At 67.3% G+C, this 26041-nt stretch carries 22 protein-coding genes; all 22 read left to right on the top strand.

The features are described from left to right. Window positions 1–7: 7 nt before the first annotated feature. Window positions 8–2062 (top strand): primosomal protein N' family DNA-binding protein, encoded by a 2055-nt coding sequence (locus GUY30_RS09250; RefSeq protein ID WP_167196566.1) that lies wholly within the window; start codon window positions 8–10, stop codon window positions 2060–2062. Between the two features lie 29 nt (window positions 2063–2091). Beyond that, complete coding sequence (locus GUY30_RS09245) at window positions 2092–3024, top strand: methionyl-tRNA formyltransferase (RefSeq protein WP_167196563.1); 933 nt, start codon at window positions 2092–2094, stop codon at window positions 3022–3024. 5 nt (window positions 3025–3029) lie between these two features. Further along, a complete protein-coding gene (locus GUY30_RS09240; protein ID WP_167196560.1) occupies window positions 3030–4544 on the top strand; it encodes an RsmB/NOP family class I SAM-dependent RNA methyltransferase in 1515 nt (504 codons plus the stop codon). A gap of 3 nt (window positions 4545–4547) precedes the next feature. Beyond that, complete coding sequence (rpe, locus tag GUY30_RS09235; RefSeq protein ID WP_167196557.1) at window positions 4548–5210, top strand: ribulose-phosphate 3-epimerase; 663 nt, start codon at window positions 4548–4550, stop codon at window positions 5208–5210. Window positions 5211–5259: 49 nt separating this feature from the next. Continuing rightward, the gene (locus tag GUY30_RS09230) at window positions 5260–5925 is read left to right on the top strand and encodes a nicotinamide mononucleotide transporter family protein (RefSeq protein WP_167196554.1); all 666 of its coding nucleotides are present in this window, start codon (window positions 5260–5262) and stop codon (window positions 5923–5925) included. A gap of 98 nt (window positions 5926–6023) precedes the next feature. After that, window positions 6024–6287: a phosphoribosyl-ATP diphosphatase gene (locus tag GUY30_RS09225; RefSeq protein WP_167196551.1), complete on the top strand. Its 264-nt coding sequence runs from the start codon at window positions 6024–6026 to the stop codon at window positions 6285–6287. Window positions 6288–6340: 53 nt separating this feature from the next. Further along, on the top strand, window positions 6341–7180 hold the full coding sequence (gene hisG / locus GUY30_RS09220; protein WP_167196547.1) for an ATP phosphoribosyltransferase: 840 nt from the start codon (window positions 6341–6343) through the stop codon (window positions 7178–7180). A gap of 7 nt (window positions 7181–7187) precedes the next feature. Further along, window positions 7188–7622 carry a PH domain-containing protein gene (locus GUY30_RS09215; protein ID WP_228281214.1) on the top strand — a complete coding sequence of 145 codons (435 nt, stop codon included), beginning with the start codon at window positions 7188–7190 and terminating at the stop codon, window positions 7620–7622. A 2-nt stretch (window positions 7623–7624) separates the two neighbouring features. Beyond that, complete coding sequence (locus GUY30_RS09210) at window positions 7625–8830, top strand: CaiB/BaiF CoA transferase family protein (RefSeq protein WP_167196540.1); 1206 nt, start codon at window positions 7625–7627, stop codon at window positions 8828–8830. 11 nt (window positions 8831–8841) lie between these two features. Continuing rightward, window positions 8842–10344, top strand: a complete 1503-nt coding sequence (locus tag GUY30_RS09205) for a carboxyl transferase domain-containing protein (RefSeq protein WP_167196537.1) — start codon at window positions 8842–8844, stop codon at window positions 10342–10344. Window positions 10345–10353: 9 nt separating this feature from the next. Next, window positions 10354–11118, top strand: coding sequence for an imidazole glycerol phosphate synthase subunit HisF (gene hisF / locus GUY30_RS09200; RefSeq protein ID WP_167196533.1), 765 nt, complete (start codon window positions 10354–10356; stop codon window positions 11116–11118). Continuing rightward, complete coding sequence (gene hisI, locus GUY30_RS09195; protein ID WP_167196529.1) at window positions 11115–11471, top strand: phosphoribosyl-AMP cyclohydrolase; 357 nt, start codon at window positions 11115–11117, stop codon at window positions 11469–11471. Before hisF ends, hisI begins: the two co-directional genes overlap by 4 nt. Continuing rightward, window positions 11374–13014: an anthranilate synthase component I gene (locus GUY30_RS09190; protein WP_167196526.1), complete on the top strand. Its 1641-nt coding sequence runs from the start codon at window positions 11374–11376 to the stop codon at window positions 13012–13014. The genes hisI and GUY30_RS09190 overlap by 98 nt, the downstream gene beginning before the upstream one ends. 4 nt (window positions 13015–13018) lie before the next feature. After that, complete coding sequence (locus GUY30_RS09185) at window positions 13019–13615, top strand: Trp biosynthesis-associated membrane protein (RefSeq protein WP_167196523.1); 597 nt, start codon at window positions 13019–13021, stop codon at window positions 13613–13615. A 96-nt stretch (window positions 13616–13711) separates the two neighbouring features. Further along, the gene (locus GUY30_RS09180; RefSeq protein ID WP_167196520.1) at window positions 13712–13981 is read left to right on the top strand and encodes an HGxxPAAW family protein; all 270 of its coding nucleotides are present in this window, start codon (window positions 13712–13714) and stop codon (window positions 13979–13981) included. After that, a complete protein-coding gene (gene trpC / locus GUY30_RS09175) occupies window positions 13978–14775 on the top strand; it encodes an indole-3-glycerol phosphate synthase TrpC (RefSeq protein ID WP_167196518.1) in 798 nt (265 codons plus the stop codon). Before GUY30_RS09180 ends, trpC begins: the two co-directional genes overlap by 4 nt. A gap of 127 nt (window positions 14776–14902) precedes the next feature. Next, window positions 14903–16117, top strand: a complete 1215-nt coding sequence (gene trpB / locus GUY30_RS09170) for a tryptophan synthase subunit beta (RefSeq protein WP_167196515.1) — start codon at window positions 14903–14905, stop codon at window positions 16115–16117. Next, window positions 16114–16905, top strand: a complete 792-nt coding sequence (gene trpA, locus GUY30_RS09165; protein ID WP_167196511.1) for a tryptophan synthase subunit alpha — start codon at window positions 16114–16116, stop codon at window positions 16903–16905. Before trpB ends, trpA begins: the two co-directional genes overlap by 4 nt. After that, the gene (locus GUY30_RS09160) at window positions 16902–18011 is read left to right on the top strand and encodes a prolipoprotein diacylglyceryl transferase (RefSeq protein ID WP_167196508.1); all 1110 of its coding nucleotides are present in this window, start codon (window positions 16902–16904) and stop codon (window positions 18009–18011) included. Before trpA ends, GUY30_RS09160 begins: the two co-directional genes overlap by 4 nt. Before the next feature lie 185 nt (window positions 18012–18196). Then, the gene (gene gltB / locus GUY30_RS09155) at window positions 18197–22891 is read left to right on the top strand and encodes a glutamate synthase large subunit (protein ID WP_167196505.1); all 4695 of its coding nucleotides are present in this window, start codon (window positions 18197–18199) and stop codon (window positions 22889–22891) included. Continuing rightward, window positions 22884–24341, top strand: coding sequence for a glutamate synthase subunit beta (locus GUY30_RS09150; protein ID WP_167196502.1), 1458 nt, complete (start codon window positions 22884–22886; stop codon window positions 24339–24341). Before gltB ends, GUY30_RS09150 begins: the two co-directional genes overlap by 8 nt. A 126-nt stretch (window positions 24342–24467) precedes the next feature. Beyond that, window positions 24468–26015 (top strand): pyruvate kinase, encoded by a 1548-nt coding sequence (gene pyk, locus GUY30_RS09145; protein WP_167196496.1) that lies wholly within the window; start codon window positions 24468–24470, stop codon window positions 26013–26015. Window positions 26016–26041 lie beyond the last annotated feature (26 nt).

The raw sequence follows: 26041 nt of genomic DNA, 5'->3' as shown, positions 1-26041 counted from the left end.
CGTCGGCGTGGACGAACCCCTCCCGATCGACACCGGAACCTCGGCTGAGGGCCAGGTGCCCCTGGCCCCGACCGATCCGGTCGCCCGTGTGCTCATCGACCATCCCGTCCCGCACCTGGCGCGGACCTTCGACTATGCGGTCCCGGAGAAGCTCGCCGAGGCGGCCCTGCCCGGTGTGCGCGTGCGGGTGAAATTCGCAGGGAAGCTGCGTGACGGCTATCTGCTCGAACGCGCAGATTCCTCGGAGCACATCGGGCCGTTGGCGACGATCCAACGCATCAGCGGACCCATCCAGGTGCTCAGTGAGGATCTGCTCGCACTGAGCGAAGCCGTTGCGCGTCGCTACGGCGGCACGCTCGCCGATGTGCTGCGCCTGGCCATCCCGCCGCGCCATGCCCGCGGGGAGAAGGCAGTGCTCAAGGCGGAGAAGTCCGGGACACCGGCCGATCCAGCCGACGCGAAGACCGAAAACCCCATAGCAGGACCGGACGACGGTGCGGCGGATGATCCGCAGCTGTTGGGCCGCCTCGGCGAGTGGGTTCTCGCGGCAGGGGAGGAGCCGACGGCCGACGAGCCCTCGGCACCGCCTCGGCGCCGGGCTCTGGCCTGCACTCCCGGGTCGACTCCGGGTCTCAGCTGGATCCGCGCCGGACTCGATGCCGCACGGGCAACCCTCGACGCAGGCCGATCCGTGCTCTGGCTCGTACCCGATCATCGTGAACTCGCCGTGCTCCATGCGGCGTTCACCCACGCCGGGCTCGCAGAGGTCTCGGTGCTCAGCGCCGACCAGTCACCGGAGCTGCGATGGCAGGCCTGGCTGCGCGGACTGCTCGGTCACACGAGAGTCTCCATCGGCACGCGAGCGGCCGCCTTCTCACCCGTCGCCGATCTCGGGCTCATCATCTGCACCGACGACGCGAACCTCAACTTCCTCGATCAGCACGCCCCGTACCCGCACGCCCGGGAGGTCTGTCTGCTGCGGTCGACGATCGAGGACACCGAACTGCTCTTCGTCTCCACCGACCGCAGCGCCGAAGTGCAGCGGCTCGTCGAAATCGGGTGGCTGGCCGACGTCACACCGGTCGGCCCGGCCAGGCGGCATGCCGCCCCGGTCGTCTTCGTCCCCGACGAGGACCGGGACCCGTTCGCCTGGCAGCGCATCCCCAGCCGGGCCTGGCAGATCATGCGCACGGCCCTGCGCCCGCGTCCCCGCGACGGGGGAGTGCCCGGTCCCGTGCTTGTGCAGGTGCCGCGGTCCGGCTACTATCCGGTCTTCGCCTGCGCCCGCTGCCAGGAAGTCGCCCGCTGCCCCCAATGCCAGGCGACGCTGACCACGCAGTCGGAGGTCGGTCCCTTCGCCTGCCGATCCTGCGGGTACCACTCGGAGACCTTCAGCTGCCTGCGGTGCCGCTCGCACCAGGTGCGGTCCATCGTGCGCGGCCGGGCCCGCACCGTCGAAGAGCTCGCCCGAGCGCTGCCGGACGTCGAGATCGTCGAATCCGGAGGCGACCACATCTCCACCGCACTCGACGAGACCCCGCGACTCGTGGTGGCCACGACGGGGGCCGAACCCTATGTGCTCGGCGGCTACGCCGCGGCGATCCTCCTGGACTCGCTGTGGCCGGGACCGTGGATGCGCTCGATCGACGAAAGCGTGGCCCGTCGACTGCGCGCCGCCTCCCTCGTCCGCTCGCGCGATGACGGCGGAGTCGTCTACCTCGGCGACGAAGACGAACTCATCCGGCAGACCCTGACCGCCTTCGACCCGACGACGTTCATGTCACGGCAGCTGAGCGACCGAAAGGTCCTCGGCTTCCCGCCCTACCGACGGATCATCGAACTCACGGGAGCCGGTGCGGACATCGACGAGGTGATCGGCGAGATCGGCGAAGTCGAGGAGCTCCTGCGCGAAGACGCCGAGGACGGGCAGCGCAGCGTCAGCGCCTACCCGTTCTCCGCCGGAGACCGGGTCGGAACGAGAGCGGCCGAGATCATCGCCTCCCGCTCGGCGAAGAAGCAGCCACAGGTGCGAGTGCGCATCGATGATCCCCGGTCGCTGTGACTGACGGTCGAACAAGTAGAATTCCCCGTGTGGATATCGTCTTCGCCGGCACCCCTGATGTCGCAGTTCCCGCCCTCGAGGCCTTAGCCGATTCGGACCATCGGATCCGTGCGGTGCTCACCCGACCCGATGCACCCGTGGGGCGGAAAAGAGTCCTCACACCGTCACCGGTGAAGGCCCGCGCCCTCGAACTCGGACTGCCCGTAATCGAGGCCAGTCGACTCCGCGGCGATGTCATCACCCAGCTGCGGGAACTCGCCGTCGACGCCGTTGCAGTCGTCGCCTTCGGAGCTATTGCCGGACCCGCCGCGCTGGCCACCGCACGCCTCGGCTGGTTCAACCTCCACTTCTCCCTGCTGCCCGCCTACCGCGGAGCCGCCCCCGTCCAGCGCGCACTCATCGACGGCGAGATCACCAGCGGAGTCAGCGTGTTCCGCATCGACACGGGCATGGACACCGGCCCCGTGCTGCGCCGACTCGAACTGCCGCTCGATCATCCCGACGTCGGTTCTGCACTCGAGGACTATGCGCGCAGAGGCGCTCCCGAACTCGTCGCTGCCTTCGACGATCTGGCCGCGGGCACCGCTGTGGAGACTCCGCAGTCCGGTGAGTCCAGCCACGCGGAGAAGATCACCGTCAACGATGCCCACCTCGACCTGTCGGCACCCGCAGCCCAGGTCATCAACCGGGCCCGCGGAACCAGTCCCGCACCGGGGCCATGGGTGGAACTCGACGGCAAGAGGACGAAGCTCTTCGGGCTCATACCCGCACCCGAGGCGACGGCCTCCGGCCCCGTCGGCGAACTGACGACCTGGCAGCAGCGGCCGGTGCTGCGCTGCGGCGACGGCTGGGTCCGTGTCGAGGAGATCCAACCTTTCGGCAAGCCCCGGATGAATGCGGCCGACTTCCTGCGCGGCCGCGGTGACGTGACCTTCGACCCCTATACCGATGAGGAATCATAAGAGCCATGGCTGAGTCAGCAGACAGAGACCGCCGAGGCGGCAGCCGCGGCCGAGGCGGCCACCGAGGCACCGACCGCCGCGGCGGCCACGGCCGCGGCAGAGGCGATCGGGACCGGACAGGTCAGGAACGCGGAGCACCGCAGGATGAACGAACGGGCAAGAACTTGCCGCGGCGCATCGCCTGGGAAGTCCTCCTCGATGTGGCGACGAAGGACGCCTATGCGAACCTGCTGCTGCCGGCCAAACTCTCCCGCACGCATATGGGTGCCCAGGATGCGGCCTTCACGACCGAACTCACTTACGGAGCCCTGCGTCGGCAGAAGTTCTACGATGCGGTCATCGAAATCGCCTCGTCCCGCACCATCGACAAGATCGATCCCGAACCCCTGGCCGCGATGCGCCTCGGCGCCCACCAGCTGCTGTCGATGCGGGTGCCCAACCACGCGGCTCTGTCCGAGACCGTGGCCGTGGTCAAACGCTCGGCTGCGAAGACCGCAGGGTTCGTCAACGCCGTGCTCCGCCGCATCTCGGAAGCCGAACCGGACGTGTGGCTCGACCGGGTGACCGCTGAGACCTCGGAGTCGACTCGACTGGCGATCGAACATTCCCATCCCGAATGGGTCGTCCGGGCACTCACGCAAGCGCTCAAGGGACACGGCCGCGACGCCGCCGAACTCGAAGCGCTGCTGGCCGCCGACAATGCTCCGGCGAAGGTCGGTGTGACCGCCCTGCCCGGGCTCATCGACCGCACCGAACTGCCTGGGGAGCCGACTCCGCTGTCGCCGATCGGCGTCACCCTGGACACCGCGGTGCCCCGGGACGTCGCGGCCGTGGCCGACGGGCGCGCCCGCGTTCAGGACGAGGGGTCTGCTCTCGTCGCCCTGGCCCTGGCCGAGGTCGACGCACCCGCCGGAACCTGGGCCGACCTGTGCGCCGGCCCCGGAGGCAAGGCCGCCGTCCTCGGAGCCGCAGCCGCCGGCGAAGCGTTGACTCTCGAGGCCTTCGACTCCAGCGAGCACCGCGTCGACCTCGTCCGCGATTCGACGAAGGCACTGAGCAACGTCACCGCGGCCCTCCGCGACGGACGCGACGCCCGCGGCCCCTACTCGAAGATCCTCGTCGACGTGCCCTGCTCCGGACTCGGGGCCCTGCGCCGCCGTCCCGAAGCCCGCTACCGCCGACGACCCGAGGACATCACGGCCCTGTCCGGACTCCAGCGCGAACTGCTGACCGCAGCCCTCGACGCCTGCGCACCCGGGGGAGTGGTCGCCTACTCGACGTGCTCGCCGCACTATGCCGAGACCGTGCTCATCGTCGACGAAGTCCTGCGCCTGCGCGCCAAGTCCGGGACGCAGGATATCGAGGTGCTCGACACCCCGACCGTGCTGTCGGCGATCACCGGCACCGAGGCGGAATCGTTCGCCTCGGTGACCCGGGACGGCGGGCGATACGCTCAGCTCTGGCCGCACCTGCACAACAGCGACGGAATGTTCCTGGCCCTCCTCCGAAAGGCGAAATGACCCATGTCCATCGACATCAACCCCTCCATCCTGTCCTCGGACTTCTCCGACCTGCGCGGTGAGCTCGAGAAGATCAGCACCGCCGATATGGCCCATATCGACGTCATGGACAACCACTTCGTCCCGAACCTCACCTTCGGCCCTCCCGTCGTCGAACGCATCCAGGCGATCTCACCGATCCCGCTCGACGCCCACCTGATGATCGCCGACGCCGATCGCAATGCTCCCGTGTACGCGGAGATCGGCTGCGCCTCCGTGACCTTCCACGCCGAGGCGGCCGCCGCCCCAGTCCGCCTGGCCCGGGAGCTGCGCCGCCTCGGAGCCAAGGCGAGTCTCGCGCTCAAACCGGCCACCCCGATCGAACCCTTCATCGACCTCCTCGGCGAGTTCGACCAGATTCTCATCATGACCGTCGAACCCGGATTCGGCGGTCAGAAGTTCCTCGACGTGTGCTTGCCGAAGATCCGCCGCACACGTGAAGCGATCTCCGCCGCCGGACTCGAGATCAAACTGCAGGTCGACGGGGGAGTCTCCGCACCGACGATCGACCGCGTGGTCGACGCCGGCGCCGACGTCCTCGTGGCCGGCTCCGCCGTCTACGGTGCCGAGGACGCAGCAGCGGCCATCAGCGAGCTGCGCACCCTCGCCGCCGCTCACACCCACTGACCGATCCGGGCCGGATGACTCAGCGGCCCATACCTGAAGAGAGCCTGCGATGGACCTGTTCGCCTGGTTGAACACCCCGGCATTCGAACTGCTGGGCAAACCCGTGCCGTACTCCGACCTGTTCGGCAACATCTGTGCCCTGGCCACGGTCGTCCTCGCGCTGCGGCGGAACATCCTGTCCTGGCCGGTGCAGATCCTCGGCTCCATCCTGCTCTTCTCCGCCAGCATCTCCGCCGGCCTCGGGGGCAACGCCTCCCGACAGGTCGTCATCATCGTCGCCGCGATCTGGGGGTGGACTCAGTGGAAGAAGTCCAAGGCCGCCTCCGGTGAAGTCCTCGTCCGCTGGGCCACGTGGAAGGAACGGGCGATCCTCCTCGCGGCTCTCGTCATCGGCACCGGAATCTTCGGCTGGGTCCTCGCCCTGGGCGGATGGTCCTGGAACCCATACCCCGACGCGTACATCTTCATCGGCTCGATCGTGGCCATGTACGCCCAGGGCCGGGCGATCGTCGAATTCTGGTTCGTCTGGCTCGCAGTCGACCTCGTCGGCATCCCGCTGGCGATCTCCGGGGGACTCGTCTTCTCCGGCGCCGTGTACCTGTTCTTCCTCGTCATGGTCATCCTCGGACTCATCGACTGGTCGAAGCGCTCCCGCCAGACGATCTCGGCACCGCACCGTCCGGCCACCGACATCGGCCGCGATCCCGAGGACTGAGCGGCGCCGACCGCGCGGCCGGGGACTGCCTGCCTGCGGTGTTCTGGAACATGAGACCCCGAATGCTGCGGTTGAGAGGCATGCATTAGGCTGGAGAAGTGAAGACCTTTGAGACTCTCTACGCCGAACTCCAGCAGAAATCCCTCGATCGACCGGCCGGTTCGAAGACCGTGGCCGAACTCGACGCCGGAGTCCATGCGATCGGCAAGAAGGTCGTGGAAGAGGCCGCCGAAGTGTGGATGGCCGCCGAATACGAAACCAAGGAAGAGCTCGCCGAGGAGATCTCGCAGCTGCTCTACCACGTGCAGGTAATGATGATCGCCAAGGGGCTGACCCTCGACGACGTCAACACCCACCTGTAAGCGCCTTTCACGAACCTGACCGACCCGTCGCCATCGAACTCCAAAGGGAACCCATGCTGCGTGTAGCCGTGCCCAACAAGGGCGCACTGTCCGAAGCCGCCTCCGATATGCTCAGCGAGGCCGGATACTCCACTCGACGCGGAACCAAGACACTGGTCCATCAGGACGAAGTCAACGGAGTCGAATTCTTCTACCTGCGTCCCCGCGACATCGCCATCTACGTCGGATCCGGCATCCTCGACGCCGGGATCACCGGCCGCGACCTCCTGCTCGAGTCACAGGCCGAAGCCCAAGAGGTGCTCGGACTCGGATTCGGCGCCTCCCGCTTCTTCTACGCCGGCACCGTCGGCTCCTTCACCTCGCCCGACCAGCTGGCCGGTGCGCGCATCGCCACGAGCTTCCCGAACCTCGTCGACGCCGACCTGCAGCGACGCGGCATCGCCGCGACGACCGTGCAGCTCGACGGTGCGATCGAGGTCTCCATCCAGCTCGGAGTCGCCGATGCCATCGCCGATGTCGTCGAAACCGGCTCTACTCTGCGCGCCGCGGGACTCGAGACCTTCGGCGAGCCGCTGCTCGAATCCGAAGGTGTGCTCATCCAGCGCGCCGGAGCCGAATCCCGCATCGGCGTGCTCAAACGCCGCCTCGAATCGGTCATGGTCGCCCGCCAGTACGTGCTCGTCGACTACAACATCGAACAGCGGCTGGTGCCCGAAGCGATCTCGCTGACCCCCGGCCTCGAATCCCCGACTGTGTCCCCTCTGCAGGAGACCGGATGGGTCGCAGTGCGGGTCATGGTCGAAGCGAAGGAAGTCAACAACGTCATGGACCGACTCTACGGAGTCGGGGCGCGTGCGATCCTGGTGACGAACATTGGCGCCTGCCGAATCTGAACTCGCCGTGTTCCGGCCCCGGCAGGTGCGCATCATCAGCATCGTCGGCTCCATTGCCGTGACCACGGGGTTCGCGATCCTGTCCGTGGCGCTGTTCGTCGTGGACTGGGAACCGTGGACAGTGCTCGACATGATATGGATGAACCTGTTGGGGATTCTCTTCGGAGCCGCCCTGCTGCGCATCTCCGACATACACGCTCGACCCACCGCAGAGGGCCTGGTGGTCAAGAACATGGTGCGCACCCGACGGTTCGACTGGGGACAGATCCTCGGGGTGACGTTCTCACCCGAGGGCGATGACCCCTGGCCCCTGCTGGACCTCACCGACGGCACCACCTACGCGGTGATGGCGATCCAGCATGCAGACGGTCGCCGCGCCCATGCGGAGGTCGCACGATTGCGTATGCTCGTCAGCAGACGCACCCACTTCAAGGAGGACTAGGAATGGCGAACGAGACACCCGAGACTGCGGCAGGACCCCTGACCGGATATACCGTCGTCGACCTTTCCCGAGCACTTGCCGGCCCCCATGCAGGAATGATGTTCGGCGACCTCGGCGCGCGAGTGATCAAGGTCGAGAACCCCGGCAAGGGCGACGATTCGCGGTCTTGGGGTCCTCCCTTCGTCGGGCCCGAGGACAACCCTCAAGCCACCTACTTCTTCTCGTGCAACCGCAACAAGGAATCCATCGCCCTCGACCTCAAATCCGAGACGGGCAAAGACACCCTGACCGGACTCATCGCCCGCGCCGATGTGCTCATCGAGAACTTCCGCTCCGGAGTCCTCGACCGCCTCGGCTTCTCCACCGCCCGCTGCATGGAGATCAACCCGCGCCTGGTCATCCTCTCCATCACCGGCTTCGGCCACGACGGCCCCGAAGCCTCCCGCGCCGGCTACGACCAGATCGCCCAGGGCGAAGCCGGACTGATGTCCCTGACCGGTTCCGGACCCGATGACATGCAGCGCGTGGGAGTGCCGATCGCCGATCTGCTCGCCGGCATCTACGGCTCCTACGGTGTGCTGGCCGCGCTCCTCGAACGCGAACGGACCGGCAAAGGCAAGGTCGTGCGCACCTCGCTCATCGCCGGAATGGTCGGCGTCCACGCCTTCCAGGGAACAAGAGCGACCGTGGCCGGACAGGAACCGCAGCCCGGCGGCAACCACCACCCGTCGCTGTCGCCGTACGGGCTCTTCACCTGCCGCGACGGAGCTGTGCAGATCTCCGTGGGCAACGAGAACCTGTGGCAGAAGTTCTGCGCCGCCTTCGACATCGATCCCGCAGCCGAAGGACTGGCCGACAACGCCTCCCGTGTGGCCAACCGGCCCGCCCTCATCGAACTCATCGAAGACCGCTTCTCCGCCTTCGACGCAGCCGATCTGCTGGCCAAGCTCACCGAGGCGGGAATCCCGTCCGGCACGGTCCGCAGCCTGCCCGAGGTCTACCAGTGGGACCAGGCGCTCAGCCAGGGGCTCAAGGTCTCCGTCGACCACCCGGTGCTCGGTGACATCGACCTGCCCGGACCGCCCCTGCGCTTCTTCGACGCCGGAGCCTCCGGTGAGGTCGAAACCACCCGCACGGCTCACGATGCTCCGCCGCTGCTCGACGAAGACGCCGAATCCATCGTGGCGTGGCTCGCCGACGGAAACTGAATAGGACCGTCATGACGCGTCTGAATGCCCATGAACTCGTCGACATCGTCCTCGACGAAGGATCGTTCCTGTCCTGGGACACCGCGCCCGTCCGACCCGCCGGTGGGATCTCGGACGACTACGCCGCTGAACTCGATGCCGCGGCGCAGAAGTCCGGGGTCGACGAAGCGATCATCAGCGGCGAAGGGACCATCGACGGCCGTCGCGTGGCCGTGATCGCCGGCGAATTCCGCTTCCTCGCCGGCTCCATCGGTGTGGCCGCGGCCGAACGTCTCGTCGACGCCATCGAACGTGCGACCCTCGAAGGGCTGCCGCTGCTGGCCGGACCCGCTTCGGGAGGCACCCGCATGCAGGAGGGCACCATCGCGTTTCTGTCGATGGTGAAGATCACCAACGCCGTCATCGCCCACCGCAAGGCCGGACTGCCCTACCTCGTGTACCTGCGCCATCCCACCACCGGAGGAGTCTTCGCCTCCTGGGGATCGTTGGGGCACGTCACCGTGGCCGAACCCGGTTCCCTCATCGGATTCCTCGGCCCCCGGGTGTTCGAAGCCATCTACGGGGAGCAGTTCCCGGAGAATGTGCAGACCGGAGAGAACCTGCACAAGATGGGCATCGTCGACGCCGTCATCGGTCCCGAACGCATCGCCGGCACCGTCTCCCGCGTCCTCGATGTGCTCATGGGCGCCCAGGAGGTCCCCAGCCGGGTGCCGGATCCGGACACGGCTCCGGACACCGTCGACCCGAACTCCGATGCCTGGGCCGCGATCACCAGCTCGCGCCGTCCCGAACGCCCCGGAGTCCGTGACCTGCTGCGCACCGCAGCGAACACCGTGCTGCCGCTCAACGGCACCGGCGAAGGGGAGAAGGATCCCGGACTGCTGCTGGCCCTGGCGAAGTTCGGCTCCGCGCCGTGCATCGTCCTCGGTCAGGACCGGTTCCGGCAGGACTCCCGTGCCCCAATGGGACCGGCGGCCCTGCGTGAGGCCCGGCGCGGAATGCGCTTGGCCGCGGAGCTGCACCTGCCGCTCGTGACCGTCATCGACACTCCCGGCGCGGCCCTGTCGAAGGAAGCCGAGGAAGGCGGAATCGCCGGCGAGATCGCCCGCAGCCTCGCCGACCTCGCCAACCTCGACGCCCCGTCCGTCTCGCTCATCCTCGGTGAGGGCTCCGGGGGCGGGGCACTGGCACTCATCCCGACCGACCGGGTGCTCAGCGCCGAACACGGCTGGCTCTCGCCCCTGCCGCCCGAAGGCGCCTCGGCGATCGTGCACCGCACCACCGAGCGAGCCGCCGAGATGGCACAGAGCCAGGGCGTGCATGCTCCCATGCTGCAGGCCAACGGAGTCGTCGACCGGATCATCGCCGAACACCCCGATGCCAGCGACGAACCTCTGGACTTCGTCGCCCGCGTCGGGGCGACACTCGAATACGAACTCATCTCGCTCATGCGCGAACCATCGGCCCGGCGCCTGGCCCGCCGAATGGATCGCTACCGGGGCCTGGGAATCTAGGAGGACTGCGTGGTAGCTGTCAGAGTCATCCCGTGTCTGGACGTCGACGGCGGACGCGTCGTCAAGGGAGTGAAGTTCGCCGACCTCAAGGACGCCGGCGACCCCGTCGAACTCGCCCGCCGCTACGGCGAGTCCGGCGCCGACGAACTCACTTTCCTCGACGTCACGGCCAGCAGCGGTGACCGCGAGACCGTCCACGACGTCGTCCGCGCCTGCGCCGAAGAGGTCTTCATCCCGCTCACCGTCGGCGGAGGCATCCGCAGCGTCGCCGACGTCGACCGTCTGCTGCGTGACGGGGCCGACAAGGTCTCGGTCAACACCTCGGCGGTGAAGAACCCGGAGCTCATCAGCGAGATCTCCCGGCACTTCGGCAACCAGGTCCTCGTCCTCTCCCTCGACGCCCGCCGGACACAGGGGACGACCACGGAATCCGAATTCGAGGTCACCACCCGCGGCGGCCGCGAAGGCACGGGACGCTGCGCCATCAACTGGATCCGGGAAGCCGCCGACCGCGGGGTCGGCGAGATCCTGCTCAACTCCATCGACGCCGACGGCACCCGTGAGGGATTCGATCTCGAGCTCATCCGCGCCGCCCGCGCCGCCGTCGACGTGCCGCTCATCGCCTCGGGCGGAGCCGGCAAGGTCGAACACTTCGCCCCGGCGGTGGAAGCAGGCGCCGATGCTCTGCTGGCCGCCAGCGTATTCCACTTCGGCACTCTGAGCATCGCCGAGATCAAGGACGCACTTCGGAAGGAGGGAATCGAGGTCCGATGAGCAGCGATATCGATGCCACCCCGGAGAACTGGAGGGAGATCATCCGGCTGAACGACGACGGACTCGTCCCCGTCATCGTCCAAGAGGCCACGAGCCGCGACGTGCTCATGCTCGCCTGGATGGACGTTGAGGCCGTCTCCCGCACACTCGAGACGAAGCGGGCCACCTACTGGTCCAGGTCCCGGCAGGAATACTGGGTGAAGGGCGAGACCTCCGGCCATGTCCAACATGTCCGTTCACTTGCCCTCGACTGCGATGCCGACGCCCTGCTCATGCTCGTCGACCAGACCGGACCCGCCTGCCATACGAACACCCCGACCTGCTTCACCGGAAGGACCATCAGTGTCGACTGACCCAGCGGCGAACCCGACCGACCTGCCGATCCGACCCAGCCTCGACCAGTTCCGAGCCCTCGGCGCCGAACACCGGCTGGTACCGGTCCACACCCAGGTGCTCGCGGACTCGGAGACCCCGCTGAGTCTCTACCGCAAACTCACCGACGGCGGACCGGGAAGCTTCCTCTTCGAATCCGCCGTCGCCGGTTCCTGGGCCCGGTACTCCTTCATCGGATGCGCACCGGTGGCCACCCTCATCTCGACCGATGACGGATTCCACTGGACCGGCACCCCGCCGGTGGGCATTCCCACCGACGGCGACGTCCTCGACGCGGTCACCGCGACTCTCGAGCTCCTCGCCGTGGCCGAGGCGGAATCGGAGCTGCCGCCCATGGTCTCGAGCTTCGTCGGCTACTTCGGGTGGGACATCGTCCGCCGCTTCGAGAGGCTCGGCCCGCCGCGGACCAACGAACACCACCTGCCGACGGTCCAGCTGATGATCCCCGGTGACATCGCCGTCTTCGACCACTATTCGGGCACGGTCACCCTCGTGGCCAACGTGTTCAACGTCAACGGCACCGACACCGGCATCGACGAGGCCCACGCCTCGGGAGTCGACCGCATCGCCGCGATGTGTGAGCGCCTCCAGCAGCCCAGCCCAGCCGATATTCTGCGCCCCAGGAAGGCCGACCCCGAGGTGGCAACCCGTACCGAACCGCAGGTATACCTCGACGGTGTGGAGACGGCGAAGCAGAAGATCGTCGACGGAGAGATCTTCCAGGTCGTCATCGGCCAGCGCTTCGACACCCCCTGCGATGCCGATGCGCTGAGCGTGTACCGGATGCTGAGGCATGCGAACCCGAGCCCATTCATGTACCTGCTCAACCTCCACGACGACGGAGGGGAGCCGGTGAGCATCATCGGCTCCTCACCGGAAGCGCTCGTCACCGTCCGGTCCGGCGAGGTGGTCACGCACCCGATCGCCGGTTCTCGCCCCCGCGGTGCCACACCGGAAGCTGATGACTCCCTGGCACGGGAGCTCCTGGCCGATGAGAAGGAGCGAGCAGAGCACCTCATGCTCGTTGACCTCGCCCGCAACGACCTGGCGAAGGTCTGCGCGGCCGGAACCATAGACGTCAGCGAGTTCATGGACATCGTCCGCTACAGCCACATCATGCACATCAGCTCGACCGTGCGCGGTGAACTCGAGCCCGGAACCACCGCCATCGACGTGCTCCGGGCGACCTTCCCCGCCGGCACTCTCTCCGGTGCGCCCAAACCCCGAGCGCTGCAGATCATCGACGAGCTCGAACCCGTCGGACGCGGAATCTACGGGGGAGTGGTCGGCTACATGTCCTTCACCGGTGACCTCGATCTCGCCATCGCCATCCGCACCGGAGTGCTCCGGGACGGCACGATGAGCGTCTTTGCCGGAGGTGGGCTCGTCGCCGATTCCGTGCCGGAGACCGAATACCAGGAATCCGAGAACAAGGCCGCGGCCGTGCTGCGTGCGGCCGCCGCGGCCGACGCGCTGCGCACGGGCGAAGGAAGCCGGAGGTGAGGCCATGACGAAATCACGCGGAGTCCTCATCGTCCTCGTCATCGCCGCCGCACTGTGGGCGCTGACGATCTCTGCCTGGCAGGCCGGCGCCGGCGGCGACACACTCGGACCCACCGGTGTGGCGAAGGTCACCGAGGATGCGAGCTCGCAGGCCTCGCCCGTGGCCACCGCCTGTGTGGCGATCATCGCCGTCTCGGGTCTGCTCGCCGCAATGCTCGGTCGGATCGGACGCTTGGTCGTCCTCGGTCTGGCCGGGATCGCCGGCATCGGCTACGGGATCACGGCCCTGAGCGCCGCCTCGGCGCCGGGAGCCACCTCCTGGGCGATCATCGCGGCAGTGGCCGCGGGAATCGGCGTCATCGGCATCGTCTGGGTCGCCATCGCCTCGAACGGGTGGACGAACTCCAACCGCTACGCCCGCACCGCCGAAGCCGCCGGCGGAGAATTCGACTCGGCCGCGACCTGGGACGCCCTGTCTCGCGGAGAAGTCGTCGAAGACGCCCCCGACGTCGAAGAGCCGAACGGTCCCGACGACGAAGAGCCGAACGGTCCCGACGACGAAGAGCCGAACAGTCCCGACGACGAGCCGGATTCGAAATGACCTTGTGACCGGGTCGGTGTCCGGTCAGCAGAAGAAGCGTGACACAATGGAGGAAAGATTCCATACGCGTGTCACGCACTCACACAAAGGAGCGCCATGTCGCAGTCCATCGCCCGCAACGGGGCCGCAGATCTCGACAAATCCACGATCGACTACGCCGCGATCGCCGATCCCGGACACGGCAACTCGGTGGCGGGATGGACCGGAGTCATCATCATGCTCATCGGCGTCTGCGTCGGCTGTGTGGGCTTCACGATCCACAACCCCACGATCACCTACATCTCCATCGGCATCGTCGCCCTCGGCGTCGTCGTCGGACTGATCCTGCGTGCCGTCGGACTGGGCAACAAGCCGAAGAAGAAATGACGGTCCTAGGCGACATCGTCTCCGGCGTGCGGGAAGACCTGCAGGCGCGCCGGAGCGCAGTTCCGCTGAGCGAGATCACGGCACGAGCCGCGGCGGCCGAGCCGGCCCGCCCCTTCGACCTGTCCGCTGACTTCGGCGTCATCGCCGAGGTCAAGCGGAAGTCGCCGTCCCGCGGGGACCTCGCGCAGATTCCCGATCCTGGCACCCTCGCGGGTCTGTATGCCGCCGGCGGAGCCCGGGCCATCAGCGTGCTGACGGAAGCTCGCCGCTTCAACGGCAGCCTCGCCGACCTCGACTCGGTGCGCGCCGCCGTGGACATCCCGGTCCTGCGCAAGGACTTCATGGTCGACGAATACCAGTTCCATGAGGCTCGTGCCCACGGCGCCGATATCGTTCTGCTCATCGTCGCAGCCCTCGACCCCGTGCAGCTGGGCGAGTTCCACGCCCTCGCCACCGAGCTGGGGATGACCGCGCTCGTCGAGACCCACAACCGCGAAGAGCTGGAGATCGCTGCTGAACTCGGTGCCGAACTCATCGGCGTCAACACCCGCAACCTCAAGGATCTGAGCGTCGACACCGATCGGTTCGCGCCTTTGGCCGAACTCGCCCCCGCAGGATGCACCCTCGTGGCCGAGTCCGGTGTCGCCGGAGGAGCCGAGGTGTCGAAGTACGCGGATGCCGGCGCCGATCTCGTGCTCGTGGGCGAAGCCCTCGTCACCGGCGGCCGTCCTCAGGCCGCTGTCGAGGAGTACACCGCCCTCGGTCGAGAACGCCGCTCGCTGTCCGCATCCTGAACCCCGCCGCCATCGGCCGCTGCACGTGGCCGACGATGGCCCATACCGCACCCATTCCGACGTCCGGCACGGCGGAGGCTCAACGCCTGCGTCTGCCGACGCCACGAGGAGATCGAGAAGGACCGCAATGACCGATGTGAGCCAGGAGACCGGACCGTACTTCGGCGAGTTCGGAGGCAGGTTCATCCCCGAAGCACTGATCCCGGCGCTCGACGAGATCGAAGAGACCTGGCGCAAGTCCCAGGTGGATCCGGCCTTCACCGACGAACTCCTCACTCTGCAGCGCAACTACATCGGCCGGCCGTCTCTGCTCACCGAGGCCACGCGCTTCGCCGAGCACTGCGGCGGTGCGCGCGTGTTCCTCAAACGCGAAGACCTCAACCACACGGGCAGCCACAAGATCAACAACGCCTTGGCCCAGGCTCTGCTGGCCAAGCGGATGGGCAAGACCCGCGTCATCGCCGAGACCGGAGCCGGGCAGCACGGAGTCGCCACGGCGACCGCCGCCGCGCTGCTCGACATGTCCTGCGTGGTCTACATGGGTGAGGAGGACACCCAGCGGCAGGCCCTCAACGTCGCGCGCATGCGTCTGCTCGGAGCCACGGTCAACGCCGTGACCAACGGCACCCGCACCCTCAAGGACGCGATGAATGAAGCCATGCGCGACTGGGTGGCCAATGTCGCCGACACCCACTACGTCATCGGCACGGTCGCCGGACCCCACCCGTTCCCCGCGATGGTGCGCTCCTTCCAGAACGTCATCGGCGTCGAAGCCCGCGAACAGATCCAGGACATGGTCGGCCGCCTGCCCGACGCCGTCTGCGCCTGCGTCGGCGGAGGATCGAACGCCATGGGCCTCTTCGCCGCCTTCCTCGGTGATGCCGACGTGAAGATCTTCGGCTTCGAAGCCGGCGGCGAAGGAGTCGACTCCGGCCACCACGCCGCCCGGTTCTCCGGCGGACGCCCCGGCGTCCTCCACGGTTCGGCCACCTACATCCTCCAGGACTCCGACGGACAGACTCAGGCCTCCCATTCGGTTTCGGCCGGACTCGACTATCCTTCGGTCGGTCCCGAACACTCCCACCTCCACGACACCGGCCGGGTGACCTACCAACCCGTCGTCGACGACGAGGCGATGGAGGCCATGCGGCTGCTCTCCCGCACCGAAGGCATCATCCCCGCCATCGAATCCGCCCACGCTCTGGCCGGGGCCATGCGCATCGGCCGTGAGCTCGGACCCGATGCGGTCCTGCTGGTCAATCTCTCCGGCCGCGGCGACAAGGACATGACGACCGCCGCGAAATGGTTCGACTACATCGACGAAGGAGCGGTGCAGGTATGACGCACTCCGGCCCACGCACAGGAACCACCCTCAACGCCGTCGCTGAGGCGGGCCGCAAGGCCGCTCTCATCGGCTACCTTCCGGTCGGCTTCCCCACGGTGGAGGGATCGGTCGAGGCCATGGTCGAACTCGTCCGCAACGGCGTCGACATCATCGAGGTCGGCATGCCGTACTCCGATCCCGGAATGGACGGACCCGTCATCCAACGTGCCGGTGAGACGGCACTGGACAACGGGGTGCGCACCAGCGACATCTTCACCGCGGTCGAAGCCATCGCTTCCGCCGGCGGCACCGCCGTCGTCATGACCTACTGGAACATCGTGCTCCAGTACGGCATCGACAGCTTCGCCCGCGACCTCGCCTCCGCCGGAGGCGGCGGCATCGTCACCCCCGACCTCATCCCCGATGAGGCAGGACCGTGGTTGGCTGCGTCGGAGAAGCACAACCTCGACCGCATCTTCCTCGCCGCACCATCATCGACGCCCGAACGGCTGGCCCGAATCGTCGAGCACAGCTCCGGCTTCGTCTACGCCGCCTCGACCATGGGTGTCACGGGTGTCCGCTCCGAAGTCGACAACCATGCCCGAGATCTCGTCGCCCGGCTGAAGGAAGCAGGAGCCGAACGCGCCTGCGTCGGCCTCGGCGTGTCGAACCGCGAACAGGCGGCAGAAGTCGCCGAATACGCCGACGGCGTCATCGTCGGTTCTGCCCTCGTCCGGGCGCTGGACTCCGAAGGAGTGGCCGGAGTCGGTCGACTCGCCGCCGAGCTCGCAGAAGGGTGTGCATGAGCTTCAGCCCGGCATGGGTCGTCTTCACCGTCCTCGGCATCGGACTCGCTCTGTGGATGACGAGCATCCAATGGCGCGCCCGCGGCGGCCATAAGGGAGACTTGTGGGCCATCACGGTCGTCGGCCTTCCGGCCGCCGTCGTCGGCGGACGCCTCGGTCATCTGCTTTCGGCGCCGGAGACCTACTTCGGCCCCGACGGCAGTCCCCTGCGGGCACTGGCCCTCTGGGACGGCGGATTCAGTTTCTGGGGAGCGACCATCCTCGGCTTCCTCTCCGTCTGGCTGCTCACCCGCTTCCAGGGCATCAGGTTCCGACCGCTGCTCGACTCGGTCGCACCGGGGCTCATCCTCGGCCACGTCGCCGGCGCCTTCAGCGACTGGTTCGACGGTCGCCTCGAACGCGTCACGGTCCTCACCGAATCGGTGTGGAACCTCATCGCCTGCGTCGTGCTCATCATCGTGTCCAAACGCCTCCGGCTCGGCTACGGTCAGGTCTTCGCTCTCTACCTGTGCCTGTTCGGGCTCGGCCGCATCCTGCTCGAAGCCCTGCGGGTCGGCACCCCGGCAGCCGAGAATGCACGCCTCCTCCTGGGACTGCCGTTCAACGTCTGGACGGCCATCCTCGCCCTGCTCATCGGCCTCTGCTGGCTCGTCGTTTCCCGCCTGCGCCACCGCACACATGAGACCGGCGTCTACATGCACGGGTCCCGCACCCTGCTGCGCCGCCACCGCCGCGGGAAGCACACCTTCGAGATCAATGCGCCCAATATCGCCGAGGCGGCCGCGAACTCCGGAGCCCCACTGCCGTCCGTTGCGCGGGTGGCCGATCCCGACGATCGGAACGGTCGCCGCGGCGCCCCCACGCCGCCGCCCCCTGCCTCGAGCACCGACGCCTCCCCGAACAAGGCACCGAACGGCGACTTGGCGGCGGCCGGAGACAACGCTGACGACTCGGAATTCGACGACGAGCCAGGCATCGACCTCAGCGGTCGCCACAGCTTCGGTTTCTTCGGCGCCGTCACCTCGGCGATCTCGATCGTGCCCGATGTGCGCGGAAATTCGGCGCCTGCCTCCCACGAAGAGAACCCGCAAACGTCCAACAAATGAGACGAATTGGTTCGCTGTTCGTTCCTTTGTCTGCTTTTTCTGAAATTGCACATGGTGTAAGTTAGGACTCCGGCTGTGAGAGTGATCTCACAGCCGGGTTCGGAAACGCTGTTTTTCGAACTTGTCCACACCGCAAGGGACAGCGCCGTCTTTTCGGGAAGCACTCAACACCGAGAAGGCAGCATATGAACCACAGCGCTCAGTCGACCCCCAAGACCACGGCCCCACCTGGCCGCATCGGGCTCTACGATCCGGCGCTCGAACACGACAACTGCGGTCTGGCCCTCATCGCCCGTTACAGGGGTGGAGCCGACCACACGGTCATCACCCAGGCCCTCGACGCTCTGCGCAGGCTCGAACACCGCGGCGGAATCGGTTCCGACGACGGGACCGGAGACGGTGCCGGACTGACCATCCAGATCCCGCACGACTACTTCGCCGCCGTTCTCGGCGAATCCGGAATCTCACTTCCGGCGCCGGGCAGCTATGCCATGGGCATCGGCTTCTTCGCTCAGGACTACGCAGCCGATCTCAACGCCGTCACCGCCCCGCTCACCGCGGAGACGCAGCCCGATTTCAACGTTGACGCCGCAGGCGTCGACCAGGACGCACTCGTGTCCAGGATCGCGGCGGAAGAGGGACTGCAGGTCCTCCACGTGGAACCCGCGGCCGTCGACCCCGGAGTGCTCGGTCGGATCGCCGCCGAGACCATGCCGTCCATGCGCTACGTGTTCTTCGGCCTCGACGCCGACCACCCAGCCCGCGATGACAACGACCTCGCCCGACGAGCCTTCATCGTGCGCAAGCGGCTCGACAACGCCGGACTCTACTTCCCGTCCCTGTCGCCGACGACGCTGACGTTCAAGGGCATGCTCTCGACCGCTCAGCTCGACCGCTTCTTCACCGAACTCGGCGACGAACGCCTCACCTCGGCGATCGCTCTCGTCCACTCGCGGTTCTCGACGAACACCTTTCCCTCCTGGCAGCTGGCACAGCCGTTCGGCACGATCGCCCACAACGGCGAGATCAACACGGTGCGAGGCAACCGGAACTGGATGCAGGCACGCGAATCCGCCCTGGCCAGCGACCTCCTCGAATCTCCGGTCGCAGGGACGTCCAAGGGACTCGAGCGGATCTTCCCGATCATTCCCGCCGGAGCCTCGGACTCCGCCTCTTTCAACTCGGTACTCGAACTCATGGTCGCCTCCGGCCGGTCGCTGCCGCAGGCCATGCTGATGATGATTCCCGAAGCCTGGGAGAACAACCCGGCCATGTCCGAGGAGCGGCGGGCCTTCTACGAATACCACTCGCTGCTCATGGAGCCCTGGGACGGGCCGGCCTGCGTCGCCTTCACCGACGGCCGACTCGCCGGAGCCGTGCTCGACCGCAACGGCCTGCGCCCGGCCCGGTACATCATGACCGAGGACACCGTCGTGCTCGCCAGCGAGGCCGGAGTCGTCGACCTGCCGGAAGCCGAGGTCACCGCCCGCGGACGACTGACTCCGGGCCGGATGTTCCTCGTCGATGTCGAGGCCGGACGCATCATCTCCGACACGGAGGTCAAGAACAGCCTCGCCACCGAACATCCCTACCGGGATTGGGTCGACGCCTCGGCCACCCGACTGGCCGAACTGCCCACCCGCGTCCACGTCAGCCACCCCGGCGCCTCGGTTCGGAGACGACAGCGGACCTTCGGATACACGGAGGAAGAGCTGCGTGTGCTCATCGCCCCGATGGCCGAAACCGGGGCCGAACCTTTGGGCGCGATGGGCAGCGACACCGCGATCGCGGCGCTGAGTACCCGCCCTCGGCTGCTCTTCGACCACTTCCACCAGAACTTCGCCCAAGTGACGAACCCGCCGCTGGACTCCATCCGCGAGGACATCGTCACGAGCATGTCGGCGGGAATCGGCCGCGAAGGCAACCTGCTGTGCTCCACCGGGCCGGACTCCGCCCATATCCTGCTCGAGCGGCCGGTGATCGACAACGACGAACTCACGGCGATCGCGCACCTGGCCGGCAGCCACCTCGGCGAGGGAATCACACGCCCGTCGGTGACGCTGTCGGGGCTGTACCCGATCGGCGCCGGTGAGGACGCGATGGCCCGACGCCTCGCGGAACTGTGCGCGGAGGCGAGCGCCGCAGTCGCGAACGGGGCCGTGTTCCTCATCCTCACGGATCGGGAGTCGAATTCGGAATACGCACCGATCCCGTCGCTGCTTCTCACCTCGGCCCTGCACCATCACCTGGTGCGCGAGCGCAGCCGTACCCAGGTGAGCATCATCGTCGAGGCCGGAGACGTCCGCGAGGTCCACCATGCGGCGACCCTCGTGTCCTTCGGAGCCTCGGCGGTCAACCCGTACCTGCTCATGGAGTCGGCAGAGGACCTCGTGAAGTCCGAGAGGATCCGGGGCATCAGCGCCGAGGCGGCGGTGTCCAATGTGCTCACGGCGCTCAACAAGGGCCTGCTGAAGATCATGTCGAAGATGGGCATCTCGACCGTCCAGTCCTACCACGGGGCGCAGACCTTCGAAGCCCTCGGACTGGCGGATTCGGTCATCGATGAGCACTTCACCTCGACCCCGCATCAGCTCGGCGGCAAGACGCTGAACGATATCGCGGCCGAGACGACGGCGCGGCACGCCGACGCCTATCGTGAGGACCATCCGCGTCCGGCGCACCGGAACCTGCTCGTCGGCGGAGAATTCCAGTGGCGGAGGGAGGGCCCGGGGCACCTGTTCAACCCGGAGACCATCTTCAAACTGCAGCATTCGACGGCGACCGGTCGCTTCGACATCTTCCGCCAGTACACGCGTGCCGTCGACGAACAGTCCGCCGAGCTGATGACTCTGCGCGGGCTCTTCGACCTGGTCCCGACTGAATCGGGACCGATCGACATCTCCGAAGTCGAACCCGCCGAAGCCATCATGCGTCGCTTCTCCACCGGGGCCATGAGCTACGGCTCGCTGTCGGCCGAAGCACACGAGACGCTGGCGATCGCGATGAACCGGATCGGCGGAAAGTCGAATACGGGCGAGGGCGGCGAGGACACCGAGCGCCTGCTCGACCCGGAACGTCGGTCGGCGATCAAGCAGATCGCCTCCGGTCGGTTCGGCGTCACCAGCCACTACCTCACCGCCGCCGACGACCTGCAGATCAAGATGGCCCAAGGTGCCAAACCCGGCGAAGGCGGTCAGCTGCCGGGGGAGAAGGTGTACCCGTGGATCGCGAAGACCCGCCACGCCACGCCCGGGGTCGGTCTCATCTCGCCGCCGCCGCATCACGACATCTATTCCATCGAAGACCTCGCTCAGCTCATCCACGACCTCGGTCGGGCCAATGCGGCCGCCCGCGTCCACGTCAAACTCGTCTCCGGAATCGGAGTCGGGACGGTGGCCGCCGGAGTGGCGAAGGCCGGAGCCGATGTCGTGCTCATCTCCGGCCATGACGGGGGCACGGGCGCCAGCCCTCTCAACTCGCTCAAACACGCCGGAACTCCGTGGGAGCTGGGACTGGCAGAAGCCCAGCAGACTCTTGTGCTCAACGGTCTGCGCGAACGGATCAGCGTTCAGGTCGACGGGCAGCTGAAGACCGGTCGCGACGTCATCATCGCCGCCCTGCTCGGGGCAGAGGAATTCGGCTTCGCCACCACTGCCCTCGTCGTCTCCGGCTGCATCATGATGCGGGTCTGCCACCAGGACACCTGCCCGGTCGGCGTGGCCACGCAGAACCCGAAGCTGCGCGAACGGTTCCACGGTCAGGCCGACCACGTCGTGAACTTCTTCACCTTCATCGCGGAGGAGGTCCGCGGCTACCTCGCACAGCTGGGACTGCGCAGCCTTGACGAGGCGATCGGCGCCGTCGAACGTCTGCGCATCGACGCAGATCGGGCGGCTGCCTCGGGACTGGATCTCGACCTGACCCCGATCCTGACGGTTCCGACCGATCTCGACGGCGCTCCCGCCTCGGCGAGGGTGAGCCAGACGCGCACACCACGTGACTTCGCGGGCGAACTCGACGTTCGACTGCTGGAGCAGGCAGGAGCGGCTGTCGCTGCCGGCTCCCCGGTGCACCTGAATGCCGAGGTGGAGAATACGGACCGGTCGGTCGGCACCCTGTTGGGCCACCGAGTGACTCAGGCCCACGGCGCGGACGGGCTACCCTCGGGAACCGTGCGCGTATCCCTGAACGGCACGGCCGGCCAGTCCCTGGGCGCCTTCATGCCGCGCGGTGTGAGCATCAATCTGCGCGGCGACGCCAATGACTACGTCGGGAAGGGACTGTCGGGCGGCACGATCAGCGTCGCGCCGCGCCCGGAGAACTCCACCCGACCGGAACACAATGTCATCGCCGGCAACGTCATCGGCTACGGCGCGACCGCCGGGTCGATGTTCCTGTCCGGAACGGTCGGCGAGAGATTCCTCGTACGCAACTCGGGCGTCGAAGCCGTCGTCGAAGGCATCGGAGACCACGGACTCGAATACATGACCGGGGGAGTGGCGGTCATCCTCGGACCCACCGGACGCAACTTCGCGGCCGGGATGTCCGGAGGCACGGCCTTCGTCCTCGACTTCAACCCCAGTCGACTCAACCCGAAGGAACGAGCCGCTGGCGTCTTCAGATTCGGCGGCATCGGCGACTCCGATGTGCCGATTCTGCAGAGACTGCTCAGCGACCATGTCGCGGCGACCGGTTCTCCGCTGGCCGGCGAACTGCTGGCCGGACTCGACCGCGGGCAGGACATCCTGTCCCGGTTCACCAAGATCATTCCCGTCGCCTATGCGCGAATCAAAGACATCCAGGAAGAGCTCGAGAACCGCGGCGAAACTGCCGATTCCGAGAACACCTGGCAGACCATTCTGGAGGCCGCACATGGCTGATCCGCGAGGATTCCTCACCACCACCGAACGCGAACTCCCCGCCCGGAGGCCCGTGCCGATCCGGCTTATGGACTACTCCGAGGTCTACGAAAAGGGCGATCCGGCACAGCTGCGCCGACAGGCCTCACGCTGCATGGACTGCGGAGTGCCCTTCTGCCACCAGGGATGTCCGCTGGGCAATCTCATTCCGGAGTTCAACGATGCCATGTACCGCGGGGAGCTGCCGCGTGCCGTGGAGCTGCTCCACGCGACGAACAACTTCCCCGAGTTCACCGGTCGGGCCTGCCCTGCCCCCTGTGAGAACGCCTGCGTCCTCGGCATCAACCAACCTGCCGTGACGATCAAACAGGTCGAGGTCTCCATCGTCGACGACGGATTCGCCGCCGGACTCATCACCCCGGTCGTCCCCGACCGGATCACCGGGCACACCGTCGCGGTCGTCGGTTCCGGGCCGGCGGGACTCGCCGCGGCACAGCAGCTGACCCGGGCCGGGCACACCGTCGTCGTCTTCGAACGCGAGGACCGCCTCGGAGGGCTGCTGCGCTACGGGATCCCGGACTTTAAACTCGAGAAGCACCATATCGACCGCCGGCTGACGCAGATGCGTGCCGAGGGGACTCGGTTCGAAACCGGCGTGGAAATCGGCCGCGATATCGACTTCGCGGCTCTGCAGACCCGGTTCGACGCGGTGCTGGTGGCCACCGGTGCCACCGTGCCCCGCGATATGGAGCTGCCGGGACGCGGACTCGACGGCATCGAATTCGCCATGGACTACCTCGTGCCGTCGAACAGAGCTCAGGCGGCCGAGGCGACCTCGGCGGCGGACCCGAGCGAGCTCATCGATGCGGCCGGCAAGCACGTCGTCATCATCGGCGGCGGAGACACCGGCGCCGACTGTCTGGGCACCGCTCTGCGCCAGGGAGCCGCCTCGGTGACGACCCTGGCCATCGGCAGCCAGCCGCCGGTCGACCGCGATGCCAGCTCGCCCTGGCCGACCGTCCCGCGGATCTTCGAGGTGCAATCCTCACACGAAGAGGGCGGAACCAGGCGCTACCTGGCCTCGACGACACGGTTCGTCGGTGACGATTCGGGCAAGGTCTGCGGAATCGAAGTCGCGCAGACGCAGTTCGCCGACGGCCGCCGCGTCCCCACACCGGGCACCGAGCACGTCATCCCCGCCGATCTCGTGCTGCTCGCGCTGGGCTTCAGCGGACCGGAGACCGACGCGATCGAGCTCGAAGCGGGAGCCAGAGGGGCGTTCACACGAGCCGAGGACTACGCGGCTGAGCCGGGAGTCTTCGTCGCCGGCGATGCCGGACGCGGACAGTCGCTCATCGTGTGGGCGATCGCGGAGGGACGTGCGGCGGCCGCCGAGGTCGACCGGTTCCTCACCGGATCGACGAGACTGCCGGCGCCCGTCCGACCTGCCGACGAAGGGTTCAAATGCTAAGATGATGCATGTCAGACAATGAGAAGCGGCGGTGGTGCGGCACAGCGAAGTGCCGCACTCACACCGCTCGTGACCAGCGGAGAGCGGTGGTGACCGCCCGCTGAGACTTTAGGTAGGGTGGAGCGTATGAGGCGTGCAAAGATAGTCGCAACTTTAGGTCCGAACCAGAACTCCTATGAAGAGATCCGCGAGCTCGTCGATGAAGGCGTCGATGTCGCCCGATTCAACCTCAGCCACGGAAAACGAGAAGAGCACGAAGAGAAGTTCGCCTGGGTCCGCCAGGCCGCCCTCGACACCGGACGCCCCGTCGCCGTCCTGCTCGACCTCCAGGGGCCGAAGATCCGCGTAGGCACCTTCGCAAACGGCAAGGAAGAGCTCGTCGAAGGCGCCACGTTCACCATCACCAGCCGTGACGTCCCCGGCACCGCAGAACTCGTAGCCACGACCCTGCCGACCCTGGCAGAAGACGTCTCCGTCGGCGATCCGCTGCTCATCGACGACGGGCGCCTGCGCCTGCGCGCCACCGAGGTGACCGATACCGACGTGGTCACCGAGGTCGAGATCGGCGGCACCATCTCCAACCACAAGGGCATCAACCTCCCCGGGGTCCCGGTATCCGTCCCCGCGCTGTCGGAGAAGGACGTCGACGACCTCAAATGGGGTCTGCAGCTCGGCTTCGACTGGGTCGCCCTGTCCTTCGTCCGCAGCCCGGAGGACATGAACGATGTCCGTGCGGTCATGGACGAAGTCGGAATCACCGCTCCTGTCATCGCCAAGCTCGAGAAGCCGCAGGCCGTCGACCAGCTCGATGAGGTCATCGACGCCTTCGACGGAATCATGGTCGCCCGTGGCGACCTCGGCGTCGAACTGCCTCTCGAGCAGGTGCCGATCGTGCAGAAGCGGGCCGTCGAGATCGCACGCCAGCAGGCCAAGCCCGTGATCGTCGCCACGCAGATGCTCGAGACGATGATCGATGCACCGCGGCCTACCCGTGCCGAAGCCAGCGACTGCGCGAACGCCGTCCTCGACGGCACCGATGCGCTCATGCTCTCCGGTGAGACCTCGGTGGGTGCCCACTGGGTCGAGGCGATCCGGACCATGAGCCGGATCATCAGCTCCACCGAGGAGCACGGCCTCGAACGGATTCCGCCGTTGGGCACCGTCCCGCACACGAAGGGCGGAGCCGTCACCGCGGCGGCCGTGCAGATTGCTGAGCAACTCGATATCGACCTGCTGTGCACCTTCTCGCAGACCGGCGACTCCGTGCGACGCATGTCCCGCCTGCGTCCGGCCTGGCCGATCCTCGGCTTCACACCCGACCCGCAGGTGCGCCACCAGCTGGCGCTGACCTGGGGAGTCCGGCCGTACCTCGTGAAGACCGTGCGCCACACCGACCAGATGGCACGACAGGTCGACGCTGTGCTCCTCGCCGACGGAACGGCCCGCGAAGGCGACCAGAGCATCCTCGTTGCCGGTTCGCCCCCCGGGATCCCTGGCTCGACGAACGCCCTGCGCATCCACACCATCGGTGATGCCGCTAAGGGCGTGACTGCCGCCTATCAGGACGCCTCGGACTCCGAGGAGGACCCGTTGGCCGGATACGGAGTCGTGGCCGAAGCGCCCATCACCCGTGAGGTGCCGATCGTGCGCGAAGGCCACTCGCCCCGCCACTGACCGACTCCCAGCCGAAGCGCCGGCTG

Origin of the sequence: Brevibacterium pigmentatum, from assembly GCF_011617465.1 — a bacterium.
GTDB lineage: Bacteria > Actinomycetota > Actinomycetes > Actinomycetales > Brevibacteriaceae > Brevibacterium > Brevibacterium pigmentatum.
The sequence above is the reverse complement of the archived record's forward strand: the minus strand, read 5'-3'. Positions and strand labels throughout refer to the sequence as shown.